General features: G+C 63.9%; 1 protein-coding gene. It reads left to right on the top strand.

Annotation, left to right across the window (positions count from 1 at the left end; genetic code table 11):
• Positions 1 to 1,533, top strand: a 1,533-nt coding sequence (locus IU459_RS37120; protein WP_195134250.1) for an amino acid adenylation domain-containing protein, incomplete at both ends; no start/stop codon positions are given.

Here is a 1,533-nt window from a genome sequence, read left to right as displayed (position 1 = left end):
ACGCGGGCATGTACGCGGAGTTCTCCTTCGCGCGCGACCTGTTCGACGACCAGACCGTGCGGGTGTTCGCGGAGCGGTTCACCAGGCTGCTGTCCGCGATCGCCACCGACCGGGAGACCCCGATCGGGGACCTGGAGGTCCTTGAGGAATCAGAGCGTACCGATCTGCTCGCCCGAGTCGGTAGTCCAGCAGAATCGTCGCGCACGCTGCCGGATCTCATGGCGACTGCCGCGGCCACGAATCCGGATGGTTCGGCAGTTATTTTTGAGGGCCGCTCCATGACGTACGCGCAGCTCGACGCTATCTCTACGCAATTGGCGCGGATCCTGATCGATCGGGGAGCTGGTCCGGATGTGATCGTGGCGGTGGCGCTTCCGCGGTCTATGCAGTCGGTGCTGGCAGTGTGGGCGGTTGCGAAGTCGGGTGCCGCATTCCTGCCGGTGGACCCGGCTTACCCCGCAGACCGCGTTGCGCATATGGTGTCCGATTCAGGTGCACAACTCGGCCTCACGGTCGTGGCGGAAGCTGATGCACTGCCTCCGCTCACAGGTGGTCAAAGCTGGATAGCCATGGATGATCCAGCGCTGGGGGCTGAAATCCAGACGTGGCCAAAACTTCCAATCAGCGATTCCGAGCGGCGCAGTGTAATCCGGGCGCACAACATCGCGTACGTGATCTACACATCCGGTTCCACCGGTTTGCCCAAGGGGGTGGCGGTCACCCACGCCGGTGTGGCCAACTTGAGCGCTGAACAGGTGGAACGGTATCGCCTCGATCGGAATTCGCGGGCACTGGCGTTCGCATCCCCGTCCTTCGACGCCTCCGTACTCGAACTGCTGCTGGCCGTCGGATCGGCTGGCGCACTCGTGGTGGTGCCGCCCGGCACCTACGGTGGTGAAGAGCTGGGTGAGCTGATCGTTCGCGAGCGCGTCACGGTCGGTCTGATCACACCATCGGTACTGGCCTCGATGGATCCAGCTGCCCTTACCAGCATGCAGGTGATCATCGCTGGTGGCGAGGCGGTATCGGCAGAGTTGGTCGCCAAGTGGTCCTCGGTCGATAATTCGGGTGACCGCCGCTTCTACAACGCCTACGGCCCGACCGAGGCGACGATAGCCACCAACATTAGCGGTCAGCTGCTGCCAGGCGATCCGGTGACGATCGGTGGTCCGATTCGCGGTATGCGAGCACTGGTGCTCGATGCACGCTTGCGCCCAGTGCCCGAAGGCGTTACTGGTGAGCTGTACATCGGCGGAATGCAGTTGGCGCGTGGTTATCTCGCGCGACCGGCCTTGACTGCCGAACGATTCGTCGCCGATCCCTATGGGGTTCTTGGCGAGCGTCTGTACCGTACCGGTGACGTGGTCCGCTGGCGTCGTGACCGTTCTGGCACACCGGTTGTGGAGTACGTGGGCCGCTCGGACTTCCAGGTGAAGATCCGCGGTTTCCGCATCGAGCTCGGCGAGATCGACACCGTGCTCGGCAGGCACGACGACGTCGAGTACGCGATCACGCTCGGCCGCCAGACCGCGG

The sequence above is a fragment of the Nocardia amamiensis genome, assembly GCF_015477605.1.
GTDB classification, from domain to species: domain Bacteria; phylum Actinomycetota; class Actinomycetes; order Mycobacteriales; family Mycobacteriaceae; genus Nocardia; species Nocardia amamiensis_A.
Note: the sequence above shows the minus strand (reverse complement) of the source record. Positions and strands in the feature narration are given on the sequence as shown.